This is a genomic window from Dyella silvatica (genome assembly GCF_026283955.1).
Classification (GTDB): Bacteria; Pseudomonadota; Gammaproteobacteria; order Xanthomonadales; family Rhodanobacteraceae; genus Dyella_C; species Dyella_C silvatica.
Map to the genome: position 1 here is coordinate 1 of NZ_JAPDPE010000074.1, position 25424 is coordinate 25424.

A 25424-nucleotide genomic window follows, 5' to 3' on the forward strand; every position below is an offset into this window, starting at 1 on the left:
CTGCGGCGCACATGCGCTTGTTGAGCAAAGAAATCCATCCGGCTCCCCTTGACGATGGCTTCGGCATCCGCCGGTACGGCGGATACGTGGGCTTAGCTAAAGGAGACCTTGGGCGCTTCGCGGGCAGCGGGGTTATCGAGGGCGAGCGGCGCGGCCGTCTTGAAGTCGAACCGGGTCGCGACGAACGAACTTGGAAAAGCTTCGCAACGATTGTTATAGCCCATCACCGCGTCGTTGTAAGCCTGACGCGCAAAAGCCACGCGATTCTCCGTGGAGCTCAATTCTTCCGAGAGCTGCATCATCGTCGTGTTGGCTTTTAGATCCGGATAGGCCTCGTTGAGTGCGAACAAGCGCCCCAGACTTTGCGTCAATACATTCTCGCTGCCGGCCAACTGATCCATGGCAGTGGCGTCGCCGGGGTGAGCCTTGGCCTTCGCCAGGGTGTCCACCGCGGTATGGCGCGCCTGGATCACCGCCTCCAGCGTGGTCCGCTCATGCGCCAGATAGCCCTTGGCGGTTTCCAGCAAGTTGGGAATCAGGTCATGCCGGCGGGTCAGCTGCACATCGATTTGCGCGAACGCGTTCTTGTAACCATTACGCGAAGTGACCAACCCGTTGTAAAGGGAAATCACATAAACGACCAGGCCGACAATAATGGCCAGAAAAAGAAACAAACCCATGGACCCTCCCCTAGGACGCAGACCCGCGTCGCCTGCGCGGAAGATACCACGCAGTTTGCGGATTCTTTTTTACGCACGGCCATGACCGCATGGCGACACCCCACATGCCTTGGGCATTAACCCACTGTCGTGCCCGCCGGAGCCAAAACCACCGGAACCACGGAATCGGCAATGCAATCAGTTGGGTCGCCTGCCCAAGCCAGCCCTTATCGCCCCTGTAAAGCAACGCAGGGGCGATGGGCATGCGCAACCTCGCTCAGCCAGGTTGCGCTGCGCTGTGTGCGCTGACGGCATCCATCACCCGAGCGGAGTAGACCAGGGCCGCGCCCGCATTCAGCGCGATCGCCACACCGAGTGCTTCGGCGATCTCTTCCTGGCTGGCGCCGTGCTTCAGCGCCTCGCCGGTGTGCACGGTAATGCAGCCATCGCAACGTGTCGTCACCGCCACCGCCAATGCAATCAATTCACGGGTTTTGGGGTCCAGATGACCGGTCTTTTGACCTGCCTTGGATAAGGTTTGATACCCGGTCACCGTATCCGGGCTGAGTTTTGCGATATCACCAATGCGCCCTAACAGTTCTTTGCGATATGCCAGCCAATCCAACATGGGATGTCTCCTCGGTAAGTACCTGCCTGCAGTCAGTCAACCCGCCTGACCGTGTTCGCCTGGGCATTATGTAATGAACGACCTTTTTCAAAGGCTTCGCGACCGGCAAAGCAGGTTCAAGTCGGGGTGAGAGAACATCAAGCCATGGCACGGAGTCAAGCCGAAGGGTCGACGCCCTTTGGCACATTGGTTTCGATCCAGTGGCTGATATACGTCTCCAGCGCGATCCGTTCCGGCACGTGAATACCGGCAGTTCGAACAAACGCGGCGGCGGCCTTGTTGAACGACTGCCGCGCCAGGCTCGACGCTTGCCGGGCAGCCGCTTGCTTTTGCCGAAGCTGGACAATATGCGGCGATGGCTGGCCCGGCCTGGCGAATTTCTGATACCGGCGCAATTCATCGGCAGACAAAGCCGTATCGAACGATGCCTGCAAGATCCCCTGATGGGCTTTTAACAACGGGATAAGGTCGGCGGCGGCCTCGGTCCATGCCCCGCTTCCATCCGCAGCCAGCAAAAGACGCGCAAGCAACGGGCTCAACCCCGTACCAGCCAGCAGCGAAGCGGATGCGCTGGCATGTTCCAACTGGCTAAGAAAACCTGCTTGCGGAAATGGGGGCTGCGTGGCCATGGCAAACCTGATGCGGGGGAGCGCGGACGATACATCCTTAGCGGTCAGACGCCATCTCGCCGGTAACGCTTTCTCTCGATCTGCCAGCCAATGAAAGGTGCTGGCCGCAGTGGCACCTAAGCACCCCTTTGGCGGCGAGAGCCGCACGCTCAATGGAGACAAGTATCAATTCGGACAAGTAAACGTACCGGCATCCAAGGTCGCCTTGCACTGCGCCGCTGCCTTGGCCTTATCAGTGGCCACGCCTATTTTCATGGCGGCGCGTTGCGCGTTGAACGCAGCCTCCAACTGCGGCAGCCGGTCGGTGGAGACTTTGGATGCCATGCAATCGTGTATCTGCTTGATCAGCTGATCGCACTCCGGCACACCTATGCTGACTTCGTCTTCCGGCGCCGCTTTATGACAGGCGGCGAGTAGCAAGATAAGTGCAAACGGCAGCAAGCGCTTGATGCGAACTTTCATGAGATAGCCTCGCGATCATCGACAGAAATGGCCATAGCGCACTCCGTTGCGGACAATGCAGCACACGATCCAAGCACCTTAGCTTGTACCGGATGACATGACGACGGGCAAGCCCAACCGCGCACTCAGCGCCCACGACCTTGATTGTGGGTGTAACAACGCTACTCCGGTTGGCGCCCCTCCAACCAGCAACGGGCAATATGCGGCACAACTACGGTCGCCGGCCCCTGAAGAAAGCGGAAACCATAAGGTAGCTTTTGTATCTCGGGTGAAACGAAATATCTCTCCGCCGCATCCGACGCCACCTCAACCAGACCCGCCACCGGGTAGACCGTCAGCGACGTGCCCACCGCGAGAATGCGAGTGGCGGTGGCGAAGTGCTGCTCGCACGCCACCATATGACGCACATTTTCACCGAACCAGACCACGTCAGGACGAAGCTGGCTGCCTTTGGCGCAGACCTCGCCAAGCTCAATGGTCGGCTTATCCAGGACATGGATAAGCGAGGCATCGACCGAGCTGCGCGCCTTGAGAATTTCACCATGCACATGCACCACATGGGACGAACCCGCTCGCTCATGCAGGTCATCGATGTTCTGTGTGATCACCACCACGTCGAACACCGCTTCGAGATCGGCAATGGCCAGGTGCGCCGCATTGGGCTGTGCCTGCAAAACGGCCTGGCGCCGCTCGTTATAAAAGCGCAAGACCGCAGCGGGATTGGCACGCCATCCCTTGGGTGAGGCGACCTCTTCCAGCGCATACTCATGCCATAGGCCGCCCATGTCGCGAAACGTCTTCAATCCGCTTTCCGCGCTGACCCCGGCACCGCTAAAGACAACCAGCTTCTCTTTCACATCGCCCTCCCCCAAGCGTCGACAGACTGAGAACCATACCGGCTGCCGGCGCGCCCTATCGTCCAGGTCATTGCATCCGCCGTAGCCAAACCGGCTTACGTGCCCGGCTAGATCGAGACCTGCCTGCCGATATCTACGACCTGGCTTGGCGGAACGCGCAGGTAATCGGTGACGCGTGCGCAATTACGCAGCAAGATACCGAACGTCGCCTCGATCCAGCGCGGAAGCCCCTGGCCATCCTCGCGCGGAACGATTTTTTCCATGCCGATGAAATAGCTGAGCTTGGCCGGATCAATCGGGCAGCCGTGCGTCGCTATTTGCGCCATTAACGCCGGCATGTCGGGCCTTTCCATAAAACCGTAGCAAGCGGTGATCGACCAGAAGTTGGGCGCAATCTCGGCGATGCTTACACGCTTCTCTGCGGCAATCCACGGCGTCGACGCGGTTTCCAGGGTGACCGCCAACACCCGCTGGTGCAGCGCCAGGCTGTGCCGAACATACCAGCGCACCACCGGTGGCGTATCGGATTTCGCACGAGTGAGAAAGACCGCGGTCCCAGGAACCCGAACCACTCCGTCCTGCGTCATATCCGACATGAATTGATCGATCGGGATGGGGTTTTCGCCCAGTCGATTGGCGATCGCCGTAATGCCTTTGTGCCACACATACATGACCAGATAGACCAGCGCGGCAAGCAGCAGCGGCACGAAACCGCCGTCGAACAACTTCATCATGTTCGAGGCAAAAAACGCCGCATCGACGGTGAAAAACAACCCGGCCACCGCGCCGCTGGCAGCCAGACTCCAGCCCCATATTTCTCGCATGGCGATGAACAAAAGCGCTGTCGTCATCAGCATCGTGGCGGATACGGCAATGCCATAGGCACCCGCCAGGTGATCGGATTTCTTGAATGTCAAAGCCAGGCCGATGGTCACCAGCATCAAGGTCCAGTTGACGGCACTGACATAGATCTGGCCGTAGCCCTCCTCGGAGGTCTGCGAGATCTTCAGCCGTGGCATCCAGCCGAGTTGAATCGCCTGCCGGGTCATAGAGAAGGCCCCGGTGATAATCGACTGACTGGCGATAATCGTTGCGACCGTGGACAGAATAATCAGCGGCAACGTAAGCGGTGCCGGGCATAAGCGATAAAAAATATTGCCCTGTGTCGACGCCCCGGCAAGAACAATCGCACCTTGCCCGGCGTAGTTGAGCACCAGGCTGGGGAAGACCAGGGCCGACCAGGCGAGCTTGATCGGACCGGCACCAAAATGCCCCATGTCCGCATACAGGGCTTCGGCACCCGTCACGCACAGAAAAATGCCGCCAAGCACCAGAAAGCCACCGCCACCACTGTGCAGCACATAGTGCAAGCCGTAGTAAGGGTTAAGCGCCCACAGAATGGATGGATGCCTGACCACGCCCCAGATGCCGAGCAAGGCCATGGTGATGAACCATACAACCATGATGGGGCCGAACGCGCGCCCGATTTTTGCTGTACCCATGGGCTGTAGCGCAAAGAGCCCCAGCAGAATCACCACCGTCAATGGCAGCACATAGGGCTGCAGTGATGGCGCGACTATATTCAAGCCTTCCAGCGCCGACAGCACCGAAATGGCCGGCGTAATCGCACCGTCGCCATAAATGAGCGCCGCACCGAACAAGCCCGCCGCCACAATAAAAGGGCGCTTCTGCCGTTTGACCCCAAGCAAGGCCATCAAGGCGAGAATGCCACCCTCGCCATCGTTGTCGATGCGCATGGCAAAGCCGGCATATTTGACCGTCGTGACGATGATCAGGGTCCAGATCAGTAGCGAAACTACGCCGAGAATGGTCTGGGGGTTGTTGCCGCCGGTCATGTCGAGCACCGTCTTGAGCGTATACAGCGGGCTCGTGCCGATATCGCCAAAGACCACGCCAAGCGCGCCTATGCTGGCCGCATATAAAGCGAACTTGCTGCTGGACTTCGACCGGTTTTCGGAGTTCACAGAGCACCTACTTAATGAATGAAGACGGATGCATGAAGACGATGGATTAAAACGTCGCAGCCAGCATCGATGCCAACGCACCGCGCAGGCCCTGCCAGCACTGTGCGCCCGGCATGCTTGAATCACTGGCCCAGGCGCGACAGATCCATCAGCGGGGCTACTGCAAGTAGCCGGAGCATAACCTAGGTCGATGGCGCTCAAGTTGCACGGCAGGCGCAGCATTTTGCTGCGCGTACCGACGATGGGCACGGTTGTCGTCAGCCTTATCCCTTACCTGCGAAGACCAAACCGCGCTGTCATGAAATCGACGAAGCTCGCCAGCTTGGCGGTGAGCTTGTGCTCCGGCAAATAGACGATATGCACGGGGAAATTCAGCGCTGGCAGATCGGGGAATAGACGCACCAAGCTGCCTGCCTCGATATCGCGCCCAACCATCATCTCCGGCTGCAAAATAATGCCGAGCCCGGCCAGCGCCGCCTCGCGCAAGGCCATGCCACCGTTGATATCAAGACGTCCAGGCACGCTTACGACCTGCTGCGAACCATCGGCGAGGTTGAAGCGCCAATCGCGCTCTGCCCCATGAGCGCCACTGAAAGCGAGGCAATGATGGTGCTGCAAATCTTGCGGCGTTTGCGGTGTACCGTACCTGGCGAGATACGCCGGCGCCGCACAAACCCTGCGTGGTGAAAAGGCCAACGGCCGAGCCATCAGATTCGAATCCGGCAAGACACCGACGCGAATCGCGGCATCGAAACCACCATCGGCCAAATCGACTACCCGATCGTTCAACACCAGCTCCACCTGCACGTCGGGATAGGCATCGAGGTACTCGCTCATCGCGGGAGCCAGCGTGCAGGTCGCATAGATGATCGGCGCACTCACCCGCAGACGCCCGCGCGGTCGGGCACGCATGTCGCGTGCATTGCTCGTAGTAGTGACGGCCGATATCGGTCAAGTTTTGCCGCCGTGTCGTGCGGTTGAGCAAACGCGTCCCGAGCCGGCGCTCAAGCGCACGAATATGATTGCCGACCATGGTCGCCGTCATGCCGCTGCCTTGCGCCGCCGCAGCAAAGCTGCCGCGATCGATCACGCGAACGAAGATCGACATGCTGACGAAACGGTCCATTCCGAAGATCTGCTTACGAGTGTGAGAAATAAATCATCGTTTATCAAATAAATGGATGCAATCACACTTAAGCCCACCTCATGTGACGAGATCGGGAAGGAATCAACATGCCTCTGCAAAACCAGAAAGTCGTCATCCTTGGCGGCACCTCCGGTATTGGGCTGGCCACCGCACAGGCTGCCCTGGCACAAGGCGCAACGGTGGTGGTGTCTTCGTCGCGGCAGGATCGGGTGACAGCGGCGGTCGCTGAGCTCGGCTCGCGTGCCGATGGCCAGGTTGCCGACCTGACCGACGCGGCATCGATCACCCAGCTGTTTGCGCGCATCGGCGCTTTCGATCACCTGGTCTATACCGCTGGCGACAGCCTGTTGCTTGGCGAGCTGGCGAGCACGGATATGAGCGCGGTGCGTAAGGCCTTCGAGATACGCATGTTTGGCGCCATGGCCGCCGTCAAAGCAGCCACACCGCATATCCGCCAGGGCGGATCGATCACCCTGACCAGCGGTATCGCCAGTGCCCGGCCGCAGAAAGGCTGGACTGTCGGCGCAAGCATTTGCGGCGCCATGGAAGGCTTTATGCGCGCCCTCGCCGTCGAGCTCGCGCCGACTCGGGTCAACATCGTCAGCCCCGGTTTCGTGCGCACACCCCTATGGGCGAATATCCCACAGGCCGAACGTGAAGCGATGTTCCGCCAGGTTGGCGCACAACTGCCGACAGGGCGCGTCGGCGAAGCCGACGATATTGCGCAGACGTATCTTTATTTGATGAGCAACGCATTCGCCAGCGGGCAAACCATCATCATCGATGGTGGTGGCGTGCTGGTCTAAGCGGCAGCCGTCAGACGCGGCGCAGCCCATCTATCGGGTCGCTGGATAACTCACCACAGGTATCGATCAGGCGGTCCTAAAGCAGGCGCTAAATTCGTATGCTTGGCTTGCTGTTCCATGCCCCCAGCAGATCAAGCCTACGAGGCGCTGATGAAGACCCTTTTTCTAATCGTTGCCGCGCTTGCCTCGATGCTTGGTGCGCAAGTGCAAGCGGCCTGCGCCGCACCCACGAAAGACAGCCATATTGCCGTACCAGGCCATCCCTTTTCAGCCATAGCGAGCGCGGATAATTGCTGGTTGTTCGTCTCCATCGACGACGGCGAAGACCAAGGCGCTATCGCCGTATTGCGCAACAAAGACGGCGTATTCGCGCTGGATCATACGTTTGCCTTGAAGAACAACGTCTACGGCGAGGCACTATCTCACGACGGAAAACTGCTATTGGTGGCCGCCAACGATGACACCGCGATACTGGATGTAGCCGGGCTCGAACAGGCCGGCGCCAACCCGCTGCTTGGCTTGCTACATAACGGTCCGCATGCCGGAGCCGTCTATACCGCGGTGAGCCTGGACGACAAGCTGCTGTTCGTCAGCAACGAACGCGCACAAAGCATCAGCGTCTTCGATCTCACCAAGGTACGCAGCGACGATTCACGCGGCGATGCCCTGCTCGGCCGTGTTCCTACCGCACTTGCCCCGATCGGGTTGGCTTTTTCGCCCGATGGACGATGGCTGTATGCGACCAGCCAGGCGATGTCTGCTACCGCCAACACATCAGCCACCTGTAAAGCCGAGCAGCAAGGCGGCCACATGCATCCACCCGGCGTGCTGCTGCGCATCGATGTTGCCAAGGCCGCAAGCGACCCGGCCCATGCCGTCGCGGCGGCGTTGCCCGCTGGCTGCAATCCCGTGCGGGTAGCCATATCGCCATCAGGCAAACAGCTATGGGTGACCGCCCGCGGTGACAACACGTTGCTGAGATTTCAGGCTGACGATGGGCTGGCCGAAGCCAAGCACGCCAGCGTAGGCAGTTTTCCGATCGGCACCAGTCCCGTAGGCGTGGTAGTTCGCCCCGACGGCAAGCAGGTATGGGTTGCCCTCTCCAATCGCTTTGGAAAAGACAGCGCAGGTCAACTTGCTGGCCTGGTCAGCGGCGACAACGACGCATCGATGAAGCACCTATCCGCGCCGGCAGCCGGCTTTCCTCGCGAAGTCAGCTTTCTCCCCGATGGCCGCACCCTGGTCGCCACGCTGTTCGATGCCAAGCAGGTGGAGCTCATACTCACACCGGAGTGAGAAGCTACGAGATGAGCCGCGGCACAAGTCATGCCGCGGCTCATCTCGAGGTTGCCACTTCTTGCCGAGGTCTGCGTTGAAGAACAACACCAGCTGCCAGCGTCAAACTATCTGACCGTAGATGCCGAGTGCTCCAGCTCATCTATCGCTGGCTTATAACCTTGCTCTGCGGCTTGGTGCAGCCAGAACCCGGCACGCTGCCGATCTTCTTCGGATGCTCGGATGCTGAGGAGGTAGTAGGCCTCGTACTGCTGGACCGGATCGCCGTTTTCCGCACCGACGATGGCCCAGCGCAACCCCTCTTCCAGGTCGAGAACCACATTCATATAAAAGTGTGTCAGCCGGGCGGCCGCCTTAGTCGAACCCTTCAGAGCATCGGCTTTCAGCACCAACTGCTCGTGCGGCGTCAAAACAAAATCTTGCTCGGCAAAAATCCACTTCGATGGCGATTGAGCGATAGCCACTGAGCTCATCAACGCCAGGGCCATGATGCCAGGCGTAAATATCGACATGCTTATCATCAGGTCACCTGCGGGATCATGCCGCCTGCCTCCAAGTCCATCGCTTCATGTGCCTTTGCCGATACGAACAAGCCATGAGGCAAACGACACGTATCTTTGATGCATCTCGGCAAAACCCATCACTCAAGCACGTATATATACCCAGGCCTGCGCGCCGGACTTCAATCGCGCGGATACCCGCTTGTAATCCGATACCTCGTACTCGTCGGCCGCAGCCAGCTCTTGCGCGGTAATTTCAAAAACAGTGCCGGCGACTTCATCTCGCGGTTCGGCACTCGGCTGCACGATGGGGTGATGCGTTTTGCCACTGGTCGCGACGACCTCCGGATCGTCAATGGCGACAAGCGATTGCACGTATCCCAGCAAGGCATCGGGGCGGCCCGCCAGTTCGCGGCCAAAATTGGCCCATTGCACCGCTTTGTCTTGCAAGGTTCCGTATGAGAACAAAAGAACCGGAGAAGCGTGGGAATCAACCATGACGTCACTGCCTTTGATCTATGAATATCAAACACGCTGCCGAAAAGCTCGATCCAGTCCAGTGCCTGGGCCGCGAAGCATGCCCTTCTATAATGATTTTCACAAAGCCTTCACATAACACTGGTCGGACGGGAAGAATGACTCAGAGGGTCGGTCGAATGGCTCCCTTCGGCCTACACGTTTTGTAGGAATTCCCTGACAGACAAAGGTCCTGTTGCAATGCAGAATACGCAGGCCTAGGACACTGGCGGCAGTCGAATCATACGGACAGTGATAGCCGATACGCCGGACGCTTCTGTAGCAACCGTCACGCATCGGTAAAGTGGAATGCATAGCCCATGGATGGGCCCTTTCCATTGGTAGCGCAGCCCCCGGCCGCTACGTTCAAAGCCAGCCAGCTGGCGACCAAGCCCTTCAGGCTATTTCCCACCCTCGCCATGCTGCTTTGGACCATGCGTCCATGTCAGGCGGCCGTTCTTCCGTTTCCAGGATTGTTCGCTGCATGGTCCACTGCTGCCTGAGGGACAAGTCGTCTGCTGGTTGGTCGCGCGCTCGGAAATGAGCGTGCGGCCATACTCCAATATTTTTGGCGCACTCGAAACACCATTCACCACGAGTTCGTTCTTGATCGGCACGCCCTTGTCATCGCGACTCGGAGCGTCGGCAATCATCGCATCCGTCATGCTTGCGCCACTGAGGTTGGCTTCCGTCAAATCGGCGCCAAGCAAACATGCATTCAACAACGAAGCTTTCTTCAGCGTGCAGTTGAGCAAACACGCACCGGCGAAATTCATATGCTCCATGGCTTTGTCATTGCCACCGGTAAAATTGAGTCCCGCAAGATAGGCATTACTGAAAATGGCACCAGCGAGGGTCGCGTTCTTGATGGAGGCTTGGTCGCCATAGAATTTGGCGTAACTCAGATTGGCGCCAAGGTTCTGCGAACCCATCTCCAGGTAGGCCTGATCGAAATTGGCGCTTAGCAGATTGGCGTAACTCAAATCGGACCGGCGCTGAATTGACACGCCCGACTCGGTATCGAGCAGGGTATCCAGCCGGGCCTCATTGAATTGAGCATAACCAAGCGTGGCGTGCGACAAATTAATGCCATGCATGCGCGCCTTGGTGAAAAGAGCACCGCTCAATTCCGCCTTATGCATATTGGCTCCACGCATATCGGCCCCGGTGAAGTCGGGAATCGTTTCCGGCTTATCTATTTCGGCCTCCGATTTCGCTTCGTGCATATCGATACCGACCATGCGCGCATATTTGAACTTGGCCCCGGTGACATTCTTCCCATGCAAATCGTAGCAGTCAGGAAATACCGTGTACTCGGCACGAAAGCCTTCCAGGGTTTCCAACGTGCCATGGATCGTCGCTCCCGCCAGATCGAGCATGACGCACAGGAATGCGCGCCGCACGCAAGTCGCAACCGCTGAAGTCGATCTGGTACAGCGTGGCCCCGGTGAAATCGACCATGGCCGTGCTTTCGTTTGCGAGCACAAACACCGCATCGTCGAATTGCGCCTTGGTCAAGGTCGCTCGCTGGAAACTCGCTGCACCGAGCTTGGCCTTGGATAACGTGGCCCCGGTCATGGCGGCATCGGTAAATACCGCCCGGAGCGCGCTGGCCCCATCGAGCCTCGCCCCAGCAAGGTCGGCCTTGCTGAAGTCGGCACCGTTCAAGGTCGATGTTTTCAAACTGGCGCCAGCCAGCTTGGCCCCGGTAAAGCTCGCCTTGCTCAGGTCACAGTCGTCAAAGACCGCCTTGGTCAAGATAGCGCTATCGAACCTCGTCGGGCGCCCGACGTTGCCGGAGTTAAAGCCCTTCTTGGAAAAAATCGCGTTAGGAAATTTCGCGCCACGGGCATCCACACCGTGAAAGTACGCACCATCGATCACGGCGCCGGTGAAATCCGCATTCATCATATCGGCATCGAAGAAATTCGTGCCCTGGCAACGGCTGTTGCTGAAGTTGCTAGCCCCCAGGTAGGCGCCGGAGAAATCGGCCTGTTGCAATTGCGCCCCGGCGAACGAGAGACCGGGACGACACACACGCTTCAGGTCTCTGACATAACGAAGGTCGGCATTCGCCATCGTCTGCGGACTCCACCCTTGCACCAGGTCGAGCTGCCAGGGCCCCTGATCGAAGAGGCCTGAAGGAGGAAGCCATAGCGTGGGCGCATCGCCAAGCGCCTTGGCGACCAACCAGCGATTGGCCTTGCGATGAAACAGGCGGGCACCTTGCCCCTGCCGCTCTGCCAGGAACTGCGTCGCCCGGCGGTAATCGCTGTGATACATGGCGACGACCTCATCAGCACCGCCCATGATGCTGATGAAGCCACCAGGCAAAGCCAAGGTTCCTGCGACCGGCGTGGCCTGCAGTATCCAGACATCGCCTCGATCGGCATTGAGCACGGCGTATACCGCGAACACCATCGCTTGATCGGGCGCGGTCGTGAATGTCACGACCGCGCTTTTATCGATGCCGGCCAGATACTGCCGCCGTGGCGTCAGCATGATCGACAGCTTGTACTTGCCGATAAACCCAAGCTGGGGATCTGGCGCCGCGAGGTCGATATCTTGCATGCCGGTTTCCACTCAGAGAGGCGGCGCAGGAGGAATCCACAAACTGACCGACGGCTCAGGACGCCCCCCTTTGCCCAGGATCACCTCGTAGTTGAGCGTGAACATGTTGCGCAGGATGTCCACCGTGAGCTTGTCGGCGGCAACGCGTGGCGTGGATACCAGAAAGCTGCCATCGGGCTCGTAGAGATCGACGAAGTAGTTCTCCGGCGCCATGGCATCGCGATAGCGCAAGACATACAGATAACCCTTGGCCTCGACCGCCAGATCCAGATAAGTGGATCGATCCGGCTCGATCAACGATATGGTCGAAAGCTTGCTGCCGCCTCCCTTGGGATCCTTGAAGTAAGCCACCGGCTTGCCCTGCGCATCGAAGGCCTGGATGCGGCGGTTGCCGCCCTCCAGAATCAACACCCGCCCATCCAGTCCGGTGGCGATGGCGCGGGGTCCGTTGAGCAGCCCCTCACGGAAACCCTCGCCCGCGGCCATGGTGGCGAGTGGCGCCTTGTCATCGGTACTGGGCTTGGCCGGCAACGGCAACATGAAGATCTTGTGCGTGCTGTAGTTGATGCCCAATACGACGCCCTGCGGATGCAGGATGTAACGATCCATCGGCATCGGAAAGCGGCCCCAGCTTTCATTGGTGCGCGTGGCCAGGCTCGGCGGCTTGCCGTCATAGATCAAGGCCATCCGGCGCAGATGCATGCCGCCGGCCGGATTCTGCTCGGCGTGAAAATCGCCGCGACTGGAATCGGCGAAGAAGTTGCGGCCGCTGCCATCCTGTGGACTGGCCACGTCGTAGAACACACCCGGCGCGCTGTTGAAGCCCACCGCCGGTATCGCGTAGGCGCTATCCGGGGATTCCAGTGTCGAGAGGTTCTGCAACGTATACATCGACTGCAGCGTCGGCTGTGTGGTGGCGTCATCGCGCGGTTGATTGAGGCCGGTGGCCTGCCAGCCATAAGCCATCATCGCCGGTCGCTGAGCGGTGGTAATCGACAACAGGCGCTGCACCTGCTTGCCGGGATGCGGCGACGGCGTCAGTCCCGTACTCGTCGGCGGCGCCTTGGTGGCCTGCCAATAGTGCGCGTTCTTGGCCGTGTCGTAGGCGATCTTGGATGCGTGCGCATACACCGACGATTTACTCAGCGGCACTTCGTTGGTGGTGATCTCCAAACCGTTGATGACCAGGGTCGAGCCATCCGTGCCCTTGGCGTCGATCCATGGCGACTCGCCCTGCCCAGCCTGCCAGCCATTGCTGGCGTAGAAGAACACGTAGACCTTCAACTTGCCGCCCGCAGGCACGTTGGAGAAACGGACCTTGATCGGATGGCTCCACGGCGGCCCGTTGCGCAGTTCGAATACCTGCCTGGGCAGCGTCGCGCCCTTGTCATACATCACGCTGACGGCATAGGTCGTCGCCAGATCCGGGAAGCGATGGAAGTTGTGATCCGGCACCAGCGTCACGGCCAGGTCGATGGCGCGGGTGATCTCCGCATTGAACACCCATGGCGATGAAGCCACCTCGATGCTGGTCTGACACAACTGCGCCGCCGTCACCGCCGTGCTGACCACGGTCGTGAGTACATTGAGAAATGGCACGGCGCGCGCGGCCATGCCTTTGGCGCTCTCGCCGATCAGGTAACGACCCAGCGCCGTAGCTGGCGATAACAACATCGGCCCTAGGGTGATGGCGACACTCTTCAGCGCAGCCATGGGATCTTGCGAAGTCCCGACATAGGTCGCCGTACCGCCAGCCACGAGGAAGCCCGCCACGGCGCATACCGCAAACAGCACTTCTTTGTTTGCGATGAGCTTGACCATCGTCTCGGAATTCGTCACTGCCGTTCCGGCGACCAGCAGAATCAGCGGCACAGCCATCTCGGCGACGACGGTCACCGCCAAGCCGATAGGACATACCGAGGTATCGTAGTTGCCGCCACTACCGAGCCCGCCGAAATAAATCTGGATCGTGCGCGCATCGGCCGGCACCGGGATAGAGACAGTCGTCGGATCCGGCGGCACCGGAATGGCGAAGACGGTACGCACCGGTGGAATCAACTCGAGGAATTTCGTATTGGAGTCTTGCTGGAAGATCGGGCGCAGGCCACCGGGAATTTTTTCCGACCAGTTCTGCGGCGTGATGACCGCGCCTTTTTCGTCGAGATAACGCACGCAAGCCGAAAGATGCCGCAACCATTCGTTGGTACATGTCAGCGTTAAGGTGCCGTAGGAGCTGTCGTCGACGATGGCGATGGCACGAACCTCTTTGCCACGCTCCCCAACCGCTCCCACACCGAACATGCCACTAGGCGAAGCGCCCAGGTTCTGGGCGGCTATCTCAAAGCTGAGTGCGGTATGCAGACTATTGAGACGGAACTTGCCGGTGGCCGTTGCGGTCGTCGATACCGGAGGCACCGCCGAGTCGCCGCTGAACTTCGCTTCGAACAGTACGTCCTTGCCCTTTTCCACGGGCTCGACGGGCAGCAGCTGTGCGCGTAGTAACCCCGTGGGCGATTGCGGCGTCGCCAGCGTCACGAATACCCGTCCGGCCAATAGCTCCTGGACGACCGCGGCATTCAACGCCTTCGGCTCGGGATCGCTGCTCATCCAGATATCTTTGGCGTTGAAAACTTGCTGCTGGCTGGCCGGTGAAAAGGCGAGCGACGGATTGACCGTCAGGCCGCTGCCCGGCGTACGGTTGGCCAACGCCCATTTGTATGGCCCGGCCGCGGGCACCTGGTCTTCGGCGGCGAGCAACGTCTGATGCGGCGCCGTGCCGTCACTGGCTGATGCCGCGTAGCTATCCGTGGTTTTGCCGTATTGCTGCGTCCACTTCACGCCGCGCAAGAATTCATCATCCTTGGCCAGCTTGACGGCCAAAGCCAGCGCGCCACCCAATGCACGTCGCACATTGGGATGGATGACCCGGGTAAACACCGGCTTGCCCTGGTCGTCATACAAGGGTTTGTCATCAGGGCCTATGGCCGGCTCGGTCTTGACCCAGCGCTCGCCCAGCATTTCGATGGCATCTACCAGCTCACCGGTGCGCATGAGTGCCGCACGCACACAGCTTTCGACGATATACCCCGGCATTTCGTCTTCGCCATTTTTGGCATCGAGATAAATGATGTCCGGATGGGTAAATAACAGCGACACTGCCGAATCGAACGGCGTTTGCCAGAGTGAAATATCTTCCGGGTGCGGGTCGGGCGCCGCGCCATCTGCCGCCAACAGATGCTCGAATCGGGCCAGCTTGGGGTGCACCGTCCATAGCGGTTCGGCACGCCCACGCAAGTGTGTGGTCGCCTTGCGCAAACCTGCCGGTGGCAGATGAATGCCCAGATGCACGGTCTGCTCGGCGATCACGCCGTCGATCTCTATCGCGCGTGTCACCTCCATCAGGGCGACCGCATCCGTAGGCAAGGCGACGTCGATGTAGTGGGTCAGATCCTTGTCGGATGCATGCCGCAGGAAGCCATGCCTGGCGCGCGCCTGCAGACGCGTTTGCGCATCATGTCGACGCAGCGGATAACGCTCCAGGCATACATTCAATACAAGCTCCTGCGTCTCCTCTACGTGCGGCAAACTGAAATGCAAAAGATGCGCCTTGGTCGGGCGCGACAGCTCGGTCGTACTCATGTGGATTCCCCCTGTGGATATGTTGCGTTTCGTCCTATCGAAAGTTGCAACACACAAACTCTTCCACCATGCGGCCATAAAGCTCCGCAAAGGCATGGTGTTTGCGTTTATCACGCGCAGCATAGGTCACAGGAAAGCGCTCCAAAATCCATTTCCCGAAAAGTGAGACGCATGGTTAAGACCGCAACATCTTGTGCGGCATAATTCCTGATGACGCGTCTGCGCATTCCGGGGGGAATCCTGAGTCGCCACGTTCAACACCGGGCAAGCCACATCGCAGGCAGGTAAACGAGCCCGGCTAGCAAGCGCTTGCCGGGCTCGTGACGTCACCCTTCTTTGCTTGGTACTTACGACGAGGCTTTGGCGCTCGACGCACTATCTGCACGAGTCCTTGTTCGAGTGATGTCACTGCGCTGAAACAAGGCCCTGACCGATCGCCCAAAACTACGCATGGCGAAGCAGCCCGGCCTCTTTTGCACAGTTCATTGACCGGTCGGCCAGCCGTCGTGGCAAACTGCGCAACGCAAGGTCTCGAAGGCCGCTGCCGACCGGGATCATCGACGCGAACGCGCTTCAGTTCGTGACCTTAAACCAAGCTCGAACGACCGCCGGAGGGTCCCCTGGCAAAGACACCGAACATGGCTAACGCCTATTCCGAAGCCGTCCGGCAGGCGTTGTCCATGCGCCGCGAAGGGCGCGCTTATCCAAGGCCGAACGTCGACCAACCATCCTCCATCATCCGCCAGAACTTCACCGTGGCGAATGAAACCGCCAATCTGCAAATGCTGGCGTGGAGCGATTACGTTGGCCGGATACTCGACGTACCGGTATCGCGCAAACAAGTAGCGGCGGGGTTTCGCGGAGAGCTCGACACCTACGTGCTCAAAGACATGATTTACCTGGACAGCCGTACTGACCCGGTATCGCAGGCACGCACACTGGCGCGTATCTCCAACGACAGCATGCGCGACTATGTTTTTCATATCGTCGTCGAAGGCATTGCCGAAACCGTGACCGGTTCGTTCCTGCAACGGAAGTCCGCACAGTTCGTGCCGGGCATTCTTGCGCTGGATATGAATCAGGCCATGCGCATGGAACGCCCCACGCGTGCTCGCGTATTGGCGTTTTTCCTGCCACGCCCGATCGTCGAAGCCGCCATCCCCCAGGCGGAATCGATTCACGGCCAGGTGATCGCCTACACCTCGCCATTGACGCACTTGCTACGCGAGCATCTGATCGCGCTATACCGCGAGCTTCCGACCATGGACGAAGTAGACGCCGAAAATAACCTGCGCATCTGCGCGCAATTGATCCTGGCGGCCTTCGGCAGGCAGGCCCGCTTAAGCGATAGCGCCCGGGTCGCCGCCCGCGCCGCCATGCTGGGCCGGGTCAAACATTACATACATGCCAACCTTCATCAGGAGGAGCTTTCTCCCGACAAGATTCTGAGCGCCTTCCCGCTGGCCCGCCCCACGCTCTATCGCATGTTCGAACACGAGGGCGGTCTGAGCGCCTATATCCGCAACTGCCGGTTGCGCGAAGCCGCCGATGAACTGGCTCGCTCCACTCGACTCACCATCACACAGATCGCCAGTCGCTGGGGTTTTAGCTACGCCTCCGACTTCACCCGCGCCTTCCGCCGCGCCTACGGCGTAGCGCCGCAGGAATTCCGCTCGCTGGGACTGGAATGGATGGGTGGTTAACCGACCTCATGCATGAATGGCGACGCATGCAGATGGTGTTGCGATAGGCATCGATGCGTATCGCGGGACTATCGCTGTCTTGGCCATCGAACTCATGCAAACCGGCAGGCCGGTTCGGCAATCGTCCCTGCTTTTTCGATCTAGCCGCTCTCCACCCAAGCTGGTCGGCCGGCAAACTCTTATCGTCAGGCGCAGGTGATGCCGCGGGTATCACTGACCCAGCGCAGTGGGATCACATACCCCCACAGTAAGCCTCGATCTGCACAGGCTCCTCCGTGGTCTTTCGCGGCCATTTGCGTACGCAGCTGCCGGCGACCATGCCGACCTGCCAACGTAGCGGGCTTGCCGACCCATCCTATGACGTCTGGCGTCGCAGTCACCGCGAGTCATTAGCCACTCGCGCATCATGACCTTGGAGGTCATCGCCCACCGCCCATGCCTATGCAAGCATGCTCCGGCGGTCATGTGCTTATCCCTCATCGTGTCTTTCAGCGGAGTGAACCTGTTATGCGGTCTGTCATTTGGTGCTCTGCGTTGATACTGATACTCGGCCTAAGCCAGACCGCCGCAAACGCGACGCCATCGCTGGCGGCGACCAGCCAGCTCGACCATATCCTGCTGTGGGGCCGCAACATCGATCAGCTCAGCGCAGTGATGACGGTCAAGCTTGGGTTTCAAGTGATGCCGGGCCGTGACCCCAGCGGCGTCGCCAATCGCTATGTTCGAATGGCTGACGGCAGCTATCTCGAACTCGAGGCCATCACCCGGGCAAACCCAGAGATGGACCCAGGCATGCGTGCCGACCAGATCGCACTGCGGGGCGACCCAGGCTCGCGCACCTTTGGGCTACGCACGCCAGTGCTCGATGAGGCTCGATGGTTTCTGCAACACGGAGGGTTCGGCCCGACACCGATCTTCTCGGCCTCACCGACCGACCCCGATGGTGCTGGCCCGACCCAGCCTCCGCGCTGGCGTCTTTTTGCGTTTGAACATCAACCGCTCAGCAGCAACCTCTTTTTCATCGACTACGCAGCCCATGCATTAACACCGACTCGTGCCGTAGACGATCAAGTGGCCAGCGAACAAGCCAATGGCGCCGAAACCTTATCGGCCTTGTGGTTGCTATCTAAAGACGCCGATGCCGACCGGAAACAGTTTGAACGCATGGGCTTCACCGGCGCCTCGCGCATACACCTGCCGCAAATATCGGCTTATGGATACTGCGTGCCAGTTGGCAAGAAACGTATTTTCGTGCTTCAGCCGGAAGGCGACGGCATCTCCGCTGACGCGCTGCGTAAGGGAGGCCCGCAAGTGCTCGGGGTCAGCATCGGCGTCGCCGACCTCGACCGGACTCAAAGGCGGGTCGCTCGCGGATATGAAAAACCATTGACCGGCTATCGGGGTTCGCTGGGTGATTCGTTTCTTGCACCCACGCAAGAAGACCTCGGACTTCTGATTGAATTTCACGCGATGTCAAAAGTCGGCGCCCGTCAGCCCTGCGCCGATGCTGGCCTGCGTGATGTTGGCGGTTAGCGCGTCAACGGCGAGTACGAAGCTTGCCATAGCCCTCGCTTGGCAAGCGTGCCGTGCGCGCACCAACGCCATGGCGCAGAGCACACATGAGCTCACTCACGCGCGGGTATTCCACTGACACCTGGGCTCATCGCCATGAGCGAATCACCGATGGCCGTGCAAGCCTGCATGGATTGCATAAGCGAGACCTTCGAATGAGGCTCGCTTAGTCATAGCGGAACCAGGTTGTAGCTGGAGAAATCGTTATCTAAGCCCTTGGCCAGGTTTGCTTACCCTAGCTCCGGCACCTCGCCCGCGGTAAACAAAATTCGCGGTTCACTGTAGAAGCCCGCCGCCTCATCGATATCCATGGAATACGCCGTAACGCCGGCGTACTGACTCGCCATGCGCTCGGCCTTGCGCGCTGCCTCTTCCGGCGTTTTCATTTGCTGCACTTTTCCAGGCACAAGCCCTTTGCTGCTGCGATCGAACGGCTGCACGACGTGAATGGTTTCCATGGGGCTCCCTTTAGATGGCAGAACATGACGCATGATCGCTCAAGCCCGCTTCGGCGAACACGGCTTATATCCAGCCCGCAGTTTACCCGCCCGCCCAGGATTCCCTGATGCCACATGGACGGCCAGGACCAAGGCGGCTCGCCGACGACAAACTTAGCCCCCGGGCATGCCCCATAGCGCGCGATCCACATCCGCATCCAGGCCAAACCGCGACAGCGGCACGCGGCCGTTTTTCACCTCAACCCCCTCGGCGCGCAGCAGCCGGCATTGCTCGCGAAAGCCGCGGCTGCCAGGTGGCAGCGCTACCTGTCCACTGGCCCGCAACACACGGAACCAAGGCAACTCCATGCCCTCGGGAACCTCCCCCAACAACCGGCCGACCAATCGTGCCCGCCCGGGCAGGCCAGCACGGGCGGCAATAGCACCATAACTGGCGACGCGGCCAGGGGGAATGGCGGCAATAGCCGCAAAAACACGGGCGTGAGCAGCAGTAACGTCATTCATTAAGAAAAGCCTTCGCGACGCGGCAACAAACTCGTGGCAGAGTAGCAAGGCCCCCTGCACTGGATGTCGCTTTATGCATCATTTTGAAGCCGTGCGTTCACACCTGGGCAGCAAGTATCACTTGCGCCACAACGACCCGTACCTGATCAGCTTCGATCTGGCGCTGTCCAAGGAACGGCATCAGGGCATTTACCTGGCCGAACTCGAGGATGAATCGGGGCGGCGCTACCTGCGCATCTCGACCCCGATCGGGCCACTGGCAGGCACCGACCCTCGCCGTTGCCTGCGCTTTAACTGGGAGCAGCGGGTGGGCTTTCTGGCGGTGACTGATCTGGATGGCTCGCCGTATCTGCATTTGTGCGAGAACCGGCCTTATGAGCTGTTGAGTGCGACGGAGTTGACGCGGCTGATTCAGGAGTTAGGGACGTTGGGGGATCAGTTGGAGTTGTTGGTAGCGGCTGGTGGGGATGAGCTTTGACGGGGTGTTGATTGGCTTTTTTGGAGCTACCTTGTTCTGCCCGCCAGGGGTTGGCTTTCGCCTTTAGGTGAGATTGCTGCGGACTGGTCTGCCTGCTGCCTGTTTGTGATGGCTTGGCGACCTGGTTCGCCTTTGGCGGGTTTCGACCCCCTGCCGGGGTCCGAGTCACTTTTCTTTGCGTGCTCAAAGAAAAGTAACCCAAAGAAAGAGCACCCCCATGCCGCGCTCTACGGGCATCCTGCCCTGCGAGTGCGTGAGGCTGGGCCGGGCTTTTCGACAGGGCTCCTGCCCTGGCGAAAAGGCATCGACATCCGTGTCGATGCCCCTGCGGGCCTTTCGCCCCAGCCTCACCGCGGCATAGGGGGCCCAAGAGCAGCGCGCGTCCTGCGCGCACTCGGGTGCGACTGCATGCAGTCGCCGGGTATAGGTGACACGTTCGAAAGTCGGCACGACACCGCACGCCGCTCTTGATGTTGCCGTTGCTCTCGCTTTTGACCTTCGGGGCCCCTGTGCGTCGGTGAGGGTTGGACGATCAGGCCCGCAGGGGCATGGGCAAGGACGCCCATGCCTTTTCGCCAGGGCAGGATGCCCTGTCGTCCATATCGTTTAAGAGCAGCCCGGCCAGACCTCACGCACCCGCAGGGCGACAAGCGGGGTTGGCCTTTCTTTGGGTTACTTTTCTTTGGCCACGCAAAGAAAAGTGACTCGCCCTCCGGCAGGAGGACGAAACCCCGCCGCAGGCGACAAGATCACCACCCCACAAAAAAAAGCGATATCAGAAACCCCAATCGCAGCAGCAACATTCAATCAACCCGCAACACCAGTGAAGCAACCAACAAAGGCAAGCAAACGAAAAACGCGCTACCCCCTAAAAGGCAAAACAGGTCACCACCACAACCCCACCAGCCGCACCATCCCATAAGCCAGCAACGCCGTCACCGGCAAGGTCAAAATCCAGGCCCAAACCATCCGCTCCACCACCGACCAACGAATCGCATTAAAGCGCTTGGCCGCCCCCACCCCCATGATCGAAGCGGAAACATTGTGGGTGGTCGACACCGGAATACCGAACACCGAGGCGGTAAGAATCACCACCGCCGAACTGGTCTCGGCGGCAAAGCCGTTGATCGGATGCAGCTTGACCATCTTATGGCCGAGGGTCTTGATGATGCGCCAGCCACCACCCGCGGTACCGGCAGCCATGGTCAATGCACAGACCACCTTGACCCATACCGGAATTACGAATCCGCCGTGGGCGGAACCCTGGATGCGCAGAAAATCCAGCCAGCCCGGCAGCTGGCTGAACTCGCCCGCCGCGGTGGCACCGGCGAGAGCTAGCGCGATAATGCCCATGCTTTTCTGCGCATCGTTCATGCCGTGGGCCAGGCCCATGGCGCTGGCCGAGACGATTTGCGCCTTGCCGAAAAAGCTGTTGACGAAGGGCGTGCGTCCCAAGCGACGCAGAAAACCCTCGCGGTGGGAGAACCAGCTGAGCAAGGCGTACAACGCGCCCATCAACAGAAAACCGATGACGAAACCGAGCAACGGCGAGATCACCATCGGGGCGATCACCTTGGGCACCACACCCTTGCCTAGCCACCAATGGTCGCCGTCCTGAAACCAGATGATCGAGGCAAAATCATTGCTCGAGGCCGCCAATGCCGCGCCGACCAAGGCACCGACCAAGGCATGGCTGGAGCTCGACGGCAAGCCCAGCCACCAGGTGATCAGGTTCCATATCGTCGCCGCCAGCAACGCGCAGATCAAAAGATGCGGGCCGACTTCGACCACCCCGGTATTGATCAGTCCGGCCGCGATGGTCGCCGCCACAGCCGTGCCCCATAGGGCGCCGATCAAATTGGTGATGGCGGCCAGCAGCACCGCCTGGCCCGGGGTAAGCACCTTGGTTGCCACCACCGTCGCGATGGAATTGGCGGTGTCATGAAAGCCGTTGATATAGGTAAAGGCCAGCGCGATCAGCACCACAATGATGACCATGCTCATGCGTGGCCCCCACGCGCAGGCAAGCTAGGCTGGTTCGCCGGCGGCGCCATGGCCGGGCTACTCGAGATACTCAAAAACATGGGGTCGGCCTCAGGAGTTCTTCAGCACGATCGAATACACGATGTTGCCTACGTCACGGCACTTATCGATGGCTTTTTCGAGCAGTTCGAACAGATCTTTGGCCAACATCGCGCGCATCGCATCGTTACCCTCGACATACAGCGTGCGATAAGGCGCCAACAACCTGCGGTCGCCCTCGGACTCCAGCGCCTGCAGGCGATCCTGCAGCTTCTTCACCGGGTCGATGCGCAGGCCACGGCGCAATTCGCCGATCATTTCGACCACCACGACGGTGGCGCGCTCCAACACCAGCGCGCGCTGGCCAAAATCGATACCGGCGATGCGCGAGGAAACAATCTCGTAGCGCTCGGCAAATTTCTCGATGGTCTTGGGAATTTTGTACAGCGCGGAATTGAGCGCGTCGATGTCTTCACGATCCAGCGCGGTGACAAAAGTGTTTACCAGCTCTTCGCTGATTTGCGCCGCCAATGCTTTTTCGCGCGCGCGGGTTGCCGCAAAGGAGGCCATGACAGGCGCGTGATCGGTGTGGGTGACCAGCTCATGCAGCGCCCTGGCGCTCTCGTGGGCCGCTTCGGAACTTTGCTCGAGCAAGCCGTAAAACTTGTCGCCTTTGCCGAAGATCGTTTGCAGTGAAAACATGCGAATAGCGCCTGGGAATCGAGGAATGGGCAAATATGAACGCGATGTTACAGGACAGCCCCCTGCATCGCACCCGTGGCTCGACGGCAAAGCCTTGAAAATCCGTCAGATGGCCGGTTTTGGCGTATCCCATGGGGCGATCATGAACAGGCTTTAAAGCGCATCGTTTACACTTCGCGCATGCCCTCAAACCTCCAGCTACCGCGATGCTGACCGATATCGCGCTCGTTGTCGTACTCGCCCTATGCAACGGCTTCTTCGCGCTCTCCGAGATGGCCCTGGTGGCCTCACGCAAGAGCCGCCTCAAGCAAATGGCCAAACACAGCCGTCGGGCCAGGGTGGCGTTGCGCCATGCCGAGGCCCCCGAGCATTTTCTGTCGACCGTGCAAGTCGGCATTACCCTGGTGATGTTGGTGACCGGCGCCCTGGCCGGTGACGCGCTGGGTTTTCACATCGCCCAGGCCCTGCACGGCGGTCACGCCGCCTGGCTGGAGCCGTACGCCCGGGTGATCGGTATCGTGCTGGGCTTCGTGCTGATCTCTTATATCCAGATCGTGGTGGGCGAGCTGGTGCCCAAGCGGCTGGCGCTGTCCGCACCGGAGAAGGTATCCAGCTTTGTCGCGATGCCCATGCTGGTGTTGTCGCGCATCTGCTCACCCTTTGTTGGTTTGCTGAATGCCTCAAGCAGCCTGCTGCTGCGCCTGATGCAGGTAAACGACCGCGGCCGCGGCGCGGTGACGGAAGAAGAAATACGCCTGCTGGTCGCCGAAAGTGCAGAACAAGGCGTGCTGGATGCCGACGAACGCAACATGGTCAATCGCGTTTTGCGCCTGGGTGATCGCTCGGTCGATAGCGTCATGACCCCGCGCCCACGCATCGCCTGGCTGGATATCGCTGCCACCCAGGAGGAAAACGACGCCGTGCTGCGCGCCACGCCTTACTCGCGCTACCCGGTTTATCGGGAAGGCGAGAATGAGGTCGTCGGTGTGGTAGAGGTCAAAAACCTGTTGCGCAACTACACCGGCGGCAGCTCGGATATGTTCGGCCAGATGGCCAAGCCGTTCTTTGTGCCCGCGGCCTCGCGCGCGCTGGATCTGCTGGAAGAGTTTCGTGATGCCGAGACGCCGATGGCCTTGGTCGTCGATGAATACGGCGATATCGAAGGCCTGGTGACGCTGAACGACTTGCTTGCGGCCGTGGTGGGCGCTACCCAGCTGGGCCACGGCGGCAATGAGGAAGACTCACCGATTGTCCAGCGCAGCGATGGCAGCTGGCTGGTCGATGGCTCGCTACCCACCGATGACCTGCGCGAATTGCTGCACGTCGATCACCTGCCCGGCGAACAAGAACACGAATACCGCACCGCGGCCGGCATGGTGATGGCTGCCCTGGGCCATATTCCACAGACCGGCGAGGTGTTCGCTTGGCAGGGCATACGCTTTGAGGTGGTGGATCTGGACGGCGCGCGTATCGACAAGTTGCTGATTACGCCTTCGCCGCAAAACGACCTGGCGGACGACGAATTGGGCGGCTGACAGGCAGGCAGCGGCAGATTGCCGCACGCCTCACGCCGCCACCCGCCCCGCCAGCAGCGGCCGTCAGGTCGACGAACCCTTATTTGCCAGCCTGGCCATTCGCTGCGCGTCGGCAAAAACGCCATGCAGCATGCGCAGCTCGCGCTCGTCCATCTGCGCCCGCTGAAATAGCTTGCGTAGACGCAGCATGATCGTGGTCGGCGTGCGACCTTTGTGGAAGTCGATATCGTCCAGCATCTGCGCCAGATGCTCGTAGAAGCGCTCCATCTGCGCAGCATCCGCCAGAGGCTCCGCATCTTGCGGCACCGGTGGCGGCGGCACATCATCGCCGAGCAAGGCAACCCGCAATTCGTAAGCCATGACCTGCACGGCTTGCGACAAATTGAGCGAGCTGAAGTCATCCACGCTGGGGATGCGCACCATCGCATGGCATCGCGCCAACTCTTCGTTTTCCAGCCCGGTACGCTCGTTACCGAAGACCAGGGCGACCTGTTCGCCACGCGCCGCGGCAGCCAGTACCTGAGCCGCCGCCTCTCGCGGGGAGATCTCTGGCAGATTCACGCCGCGTCGCCGCGCTGACAACCCCAGCGCCAGATTGCTTCCGGCCAGGCTCCCGACCAGGCCCTCATGCAACCCGGCCGACTCCAATACATCATCGGCGCCCGCGGCCATCGCTACCGCCTCCGGGCTGGGAAAGCGAGCCGGCGAGACCAGCTCCATCCGCGAAAACCCCATCGTGCGCATGGCCCGCGCGG

The 25424-nt window shown here is 60.1% G+C and carries 23 protein-coding genes and 1 pseudogene; 6 read left to right on the forward strand and 18 right to left on the reverse strand.

The features are described 5' to 3' along the window. Positions 1 to 92 precede the first annotated feature (92 nt). The 8 genes and pseudogenes from OUZ52_RS14795 to OUZ52_RS23040 form a co-directional block, all read right to left on the reverse strand. Entirely contained in the window at positions 93 to 680 is a 588-nt protein-coding gene (locus OUZ52_RS14795; RefSeq protein ID WP_266159246.1) for a LemA family protein, read from the reverse strand. 256 nt (positions 681 to 936) lie between these two features. Beyond that, positions 937 to 1287: a carboxymuconolactone decarboxylase family protein gene (locus tag OUZ52_RS14800; protein WP_266159248.1), complete on the reverse strand. Its 351-nt coding sequence runs from the start codon at positions 1285 to 1287 to the stop codon at positions 937 to 939. 155 nt (positions 1288 to 1442) lie between these two features. Further along, entirely contained in the window at positions 1443 to 1916 is a 474-nt protein-coding gene (locus OUZ52_RS14805; protein WP_266159250.1) for a hypothetical protein, read from the reverse strand. A gap of 165 nt (positions 1917 to 2081) precedes the next feature. Further along, complete coding sequence (locus tag OUZ52_RS14810; protein WP_266159252.1) at positions 2082 to 2378, reverse strand: hypothetical protein; 297 nt, start codon at positions 2376 to 2378, stop codon at positions 2082 to 2084. A gap of 161 nt (positions 2379 to 2539) precedes the next feature. Next, entirely contained in the window at positions 2540 to 3235 is a 696-nt protein-coding gene (locus tag OUZ52_RS14815; RefSeq protein ID WP_266159254.1) for an SIR2 family NAD-dependent protein deacylase, read from the reverse strand. Between the two features lie 107 nt (positions 3236 to 3342). Further along, positions 3343 to 5220 carry a potassium transporter Kup gene (locus OUZ52_RS14820; protein ID WP_266159256.1) on the reverse strand — a complete coding sequence of 626 codons (1878 nt, stop codon included), beginning with the start codon at positions 5218 to 5220 and terminating at the stop codon, positions 3343 to 3345. 270 nt (positions 5221 to 5490) lie between these two features. Next, positions 5491 to 6132 carry a LysR substrate-binding domain-containing protein gene (locus OUZ52_RS14825; RefSeq protein WP_266159257.1) on the reverse strand — a complete coding sequence of 214 codons (642 nt, stop codon included), beginning with the start codon at positions 6130 to 6132 and terminating at the stop codon, positions 5491 to 5493. Positions 6133 to 6217: 85 nt separating this feature from the next. Then, positions 6218 to 6346 (reverse strand): annotated as a pseudogene (locus OUZ52_RS23040) (helix-turn-helix domain-containing protein); the annotation flags it as partial. Positions 6347 to 6453: 107 nt separating this feature from the next. Between OUZ52_RS23040 and OUZ52_RS14830 the strand changes: the two are divergent. Together OUZ52_RS14830 and OUZ52_RS14835 are read left to right on the forward strand one after the other, a co-directional pair. Then, positions 6454 to 7173, forward strand: a complete 720-nt coding sequence (locus OUZ52_RS14830; RefSeq protein WP_266159258.1) for an SDR family oxidoreductase — start codon at positions 6454 to 6456, stop codon at positions 7171 to 7173. A gap of 150 nt (positions 7174 to 7323) precedes the next feature. Continuing rightward, complete coding sequence (locus OUZ52_RS14835) at positions 7324 to 8469, forward strand: beta-propeller fold lactonase family protein (protein WP_266159260.1); 1146 nt, start codon at positions 7324 to 7326, stop codon at positions 8467 to 8469. A 107-nt stretch (positions 8470 to 8576) separates the two neighbouring features. Here OUZ52_RS14835 and OUZ52_RS14840 read toward each other — a convergent pair whose 3' ends face one another. From OUZ52_RS14840 to OUZ52_RS14860, 5 genes are all read right to left on the reverse strand, one after another. Then, positions 8577 to 8981 (reverse strand): SEL1-like repeat protein, encoded by a 405-nt coding sequence (locus tag OUZ52_RS14840; protein ID WP_266159261.1) that lies wholly within the window; start codon positions 8979 to 8981, stop codon positions 8577 to 8579. A gap of 132 nt (positions 8982 to 9113) precedes the next feature. Continuing rightward, a complete protein-coding gene (locus OUZ52_RS14845; protein ID WP_266159262.1) occupies positions 9114 to 9467 on the reverse strand; it encodes a gamma-glutamylcyclotransferase family protein in 354 nt (117 codons plus the stop codon). Positions 9468 to 9886: 419 nt separating this feature from the next. Further along, complete coding sequence (locus OUZ52_RS14850) at positions 9887 to 10828, reverse strand: pentapeptide repeat-containing protein (protein ID WP_266159263.1); 942 nt, start codon at positions 10826 to 10828, stop codon at positions 9887 to 9889. Continuing rightward, complete coding sequence (locus OUZ52_RS14855) at positions 10782 to 12056, reverse strand: pentapeptide repeat-containing protein (protein ID WP_266159265.1); 1275 nt, start codon at positions 12054 to 12056, stop codon at positions 10782 to 10784. Before OUZ52_RS14855 ends, OUZ52_RS14850 begins: the two co-directional genes overlap by 47 nt. A gap of 12 nt (positions 12057 to 12068) precedes the next feature. Next, a complete protein-coding gene (locus OUZ52_RS14860; RefSeq protein ID WP_266159266.1) occupies positions 12069 to 15695 on the reverse strand; it encodes an NHL repeat-containing protein in 3627 nt (1208 codons plus the stop codon). Between the two features lie 638 nt (positions 15696 to 16333). Between OUZ52_RS14860 and OUZ52_RS14865 the strand changes: the two genes are divergently transcribed. Together OUZ52_RS14865 and OUZ52_RS14870 are read left to right on the forward strand one after the other, a co-directional pair. Continuing rightward, complete coding sequence (locus OUZ52_RS14865) at positions 16334 to 17398, forward strand: helix-turn-helix domain-containing protein (RefSeq protein ID WP_266159267.1); 1065 nt, start codon at positions 16334 to 16336, stop codon at positions 17396 to 17398. Between the two features lie 507 nt (positions 17399 to 17905). Next, complete coding sequence (locus tag OUZ52_RS14870; protein ID WP_266159268.1) at positions 17906 to 18931, forward strand: VOC family protein; 1026 nt, start codon at positions 17906 to 17908, stop codon at positions 18929 to 18931. Positions 18932 to 19200: 269 nt separating this feature from the next. On the opposite strand, the gene OUZ52_RS14875 is transcribed toward OUZ52_RS14870, so the two are convergent. Both OUZ52_RS14875 and OUZ52_RS14880 read right to left on the reverse strand, forming a co-directional pair. Continuing rightward, complete coding sequence (locus OUZ52_RS14875; protein WP_266159269.1) at positions 19201 to 19428, reverse strand: hypothetical protein; 228 nt, start codon at positions 19426 to 19428, stop codon at positions 19201 to 19203. A gap of 153 nt (positions 19429 to 19581) precedes the next feature. Beyond that, complete coding sequence (locus tag OUZ52_RS14880) at positions 19582 to 19932, reverse strand: MGMT family protein (RefSeq protein ID WP_266159271.1); 351 nt, start codon at positions 19930 to 19932, stop codon at positions 19582 to 19584. A 73-nt stretch (positions 19933 to 20005) separates the two neighbouring features. Here OUZ52_RS14880 and OUZ52_RS14885 point away from each other — a divergent pair, with 73 nt between their 5' ends. Then, a complete protein-coding gene (locus tag OUZ52_RS14885; RefSeq protein ID WP_266159272.1) occupies positions 20006 to 20410 on the forward strand; it encodes a hypothetical protein in 405 nt (134 codons plus the stop codon). A gap of 885 nt (positions 20411 to 21295) precedes the next feature. Here the strand turns inward: OUZ52_RS14885 and OUZ52_RS14890 are convergent. Together OUZ52_RS14890 and OUZ52_RS14895 are read right to left on the reverse strand one after the other, a co-directional pair. Continuing rightward, positions 21296 to 22414 (reverse strand): inorganic phosphate transporter, encoded by a 1119-nt coding sequence (locus OUZ52_RS14890; protein WP_266159273.1) that lies wholly within the window; start codon positions 22412 to 22414, stop codon positions 21296 to 21298. 90 nt (positions 22415 to 22504) lie between these two features. Next, entirely contained in the window at positions 22505 to 23134 is a 630-nt protein-coding gene (locus tag OUZ52_RS14895; RefSeq protein WP_266159274.1) for a DUF47 domain-containing protein, read from the reverse strand. 206 nt (positions 23135 to 23340) lie between these two features. On the opposite strand from OUZ52_RS14895, the gene OUZ52_RS14900 reads away from it, so the two are divergent. After that, positions 23341 to 24669, forward strand: a complete 1329-nt coding sequence (locus OUZ52_RS14900) for a hemolysin family protein (protein WP_266159277.1) — start codon at positions 23341 to 23343, stop codon at positions 24667 to 24669. 63 nt (positions 24670 to 24732) lie between these two features. On the opposite strand, the gene OUZ52_RS14905 is transcribed toward OUZ52_RS14900, so the two are convergent. After that, on the reverse strand, positions 24733 to 25424 hold a 692-nt coding region (locus tag OUZ52_RS14905; RefSeq protein WP_266159279.1), incomplete at its 5' end, for an RNA methyltransferase.

What these genes read in the sequence shown, in the direction of transcription:
- OUZ52_RS14900 (WP_266159277.1), top strand. Translation starts at nt 23,341, where the DNA reads ATGCTGACCGATATCGCGCTCGTTGTCGTACTCGCCCTATGCAACGGC.
- OUZ52_RS14885 (WP_266159272.1), top strand. Translation starts at nt 20,006, where the DNA reads ATGCATCATTTTGAAGCCGTGCGTTCACACCTGGGCAGCAAGTATCAC.
- OUZ52_RS14810 (WP_266159252.1), bottom strand. Translation starts at nt 2,378, where the DNA reads ATGAAAGTTCGCATCAAGCGCTTGCTGCCGTTTGCACTTATCTTGCTA.
- OUZ52_RS14830 (WP_266159258.1), top strand. Translation starts at nt 6,454, where the DNA reads ATGCCTCTGCAAAACCAGAAAGTCGTCATCCTTGGCGGCACCTCCGGT.
- OUZ52_RS14825 (WP_266159257.1), bottom strand. Translation starts at nt 6,132, where the DNA reads ATGCGTGCCCGACCGCGCGGGCGTCTGCGGGTGAGTGCGCCGATCATC.
- OUZ52_RS14835 (WP_266159260.1), top strand. Translation starts at nt 7,324, where the DNA reads ATGAAGACCCTTTTTCTAATCGTTGCCGCGCTTGCCTCGATGCTTGGT.
- OUZ52_RS14805 (WP_266159250.1), bottom strand. Translation starts at nt 1,916, where the DNA reads ATGGCCACGCAGCCCCCATTTCCGCAAGCAGGTTTTCTTAGCCAGTTG.
- OUZ52_RS14840 (WP_266159261.1), bottom strand. Translation starts at nt 8,981, where the DNA reads ATGTCGATATTTACGCCTGGCATCATGGCCCTGGCGTTGATGAGCTCA.
- OUZ52_RS14855 (WP_266159265.1), bottom strand. Translation starts at nt 12,056, where the DNA reads ATGCAAGATATCGACCTCGCGGCGCCAGATCCCCAGCTTGGGTTTATC.
- OUZ52_RS14795 (WP_266159246.1), bottom strand. Translation starts at nt 680, where the DNA reads ATGGGTTTGTTTCTTTTTCTGGCCATTATTGTCGGCCTGGTCGTTTAT.
- OUZ52_RS14870 (WP_266159268.1), top strand. Translation starts at nt 17,906, where the DNA reads ATGCGGTCTGTCATTTGGTGCTCTGCGTTGATACTGATACTCGGCCTA.
- OUZ52_RS14865 (WP_266159267.1), top strand. Translation starts at nt 16,334, where the DNA reads ATGGCTAACGCCTATTCCGAAGCCGTCCGGCAGGCGTTGTCCATGCGC.
- OUZ52_RS14800 (WP_266159248.1), bottom strand. Translation starts at nt 1,287, where the DNA reads ATGTTGGATTGGCTGGCATATCGCAAAGAACTGTTAGGGCGCATTGGT.
- OUZ52_RS14880 (WP_266159271.1), bottom strand. Translation starts at nt 19,932, where the DNA reads ATGAATGACGTTACTGCTGCTCACGCCCGTGTTTTTGCGGCTATTGCC.
- OUZ52_RS14875 (WP_266159269.1), bottom strand. Translation starts at nt 19,428, where the DNA reads ATGGAAACCATTCACGTCGTGCAGCCGTTCGATCGCAGCAGCAAAGGG.
- OUZ52_RS14845 (WP_266159262.1), bottom strand. Translation starts at nt 9,467, where the DNA reads ATGGTTGATTCCCACGCTTCTCCGGTTCTTTTGTTCTCATACGGAACC.
- OUZ52_RS14860 (WP_266159266.1), bottom strand. Translation starts at nt 15,695, where the DNA reads ATGAGTACGACCGAGCTGTCGCGCCCGACCAAGGCGCATCTTTTGCAT.
- OUZ52_RS14895 (WP_266159274.1), bottom strand. Translation starts at nt 23,134, where the DNA reads ATGTTTTCACTGCAAACGATCTTCGGCAAAGGCGACAAGTTTTACGGC.
- OUZ52_RS14890 (WP_266159273.1), bottom strand. Translation starts at nt 22,414, where the DNA reads ATGAGCATGGTCATCATTGTGGTGCTGATCGCGCTGGCCTTTACCTAT.